The following is a 728-nucleotide window of genomic DNA, read 5'->3' as shown; positions in this document are numbered from 1 at the left end:
CCATCCTGGCAAGCACCGCGCGTCCTCGACGGGAAAGCACTGATGGCTCACGGTGTTCCCATCAAGTCCGCCGAGGAACTCGAGATGGCACGGCGGGCCGCCCTGCTTGCTGCCGAGGTTCTGAGTATGGTCGAGCCCTACGTCGTGCCCGGGGTGAGCACGGAGACGCTCGACCGCATCTGCCACGAACACATCGTGAATGTCCAGGGCGCCATTCCAGCCAACGTGGGGTATCAGGGGTATCCGAAGACCATCCTTACCTCCGTCAATCAGGTGGTCTGCCACGGCATCCCCTCTCTAACCAAGATTCTGAAGAAGGGAGACATCATCAACATCGATGTCGCCGTCATCAAGGATGGCTGGTTCGGTGACACCAGTCGCATGTACTTCGTCGGAGCCCCTAGCGTGCTGGGCCGGCGCTTGGTGGAGACGACGTACGAAGCCATGTTGGCCGGCATCCGGCAGGTCAGACCTGGCGCGACGCTGGGCGATGTTGGCCACGCCATCCAGTCGGTCGCTCAGCGGGAGCATTTCAGCGTGGTGCGCGAATACTGCGGGCACGGCATCGGGCAGGTCTATCACGATGAGCCGCAAGTGCTGCACTATGGGCGGCGCGGAGAAGGCCTCGAGCTGGAGCCGGGGATGGTTTTCACCATCGAACCGATGCTCAACGCCGGCAAGCGCGAAACAAGGCAATTGCCCGACGGGTGGACTGTCGTGACCAAGGA

1 protein-coding gene is annotated in these 728 nt (G+C 62.2%); it reads left to right on the top strand.

Annotated elements, in window-relative coordinates:
- Positions 1-42 precede the first annotated feature (42 nt).
- A partial coding sequence (map, locus tag AC1DTN_RS37750; protein WP_477925244.1) for a type I methionyl aminopeptidase occupies positions 43-728 on the top strand: 686 nt, incomplete at its 3' end.

The sequence above is a fragment of the Rhizobium sp. 01T444 genome (assembly GCF_056398305.1).
This window is presented reverse-complemented; position numbering and strand designations above follow the sequence as displayed.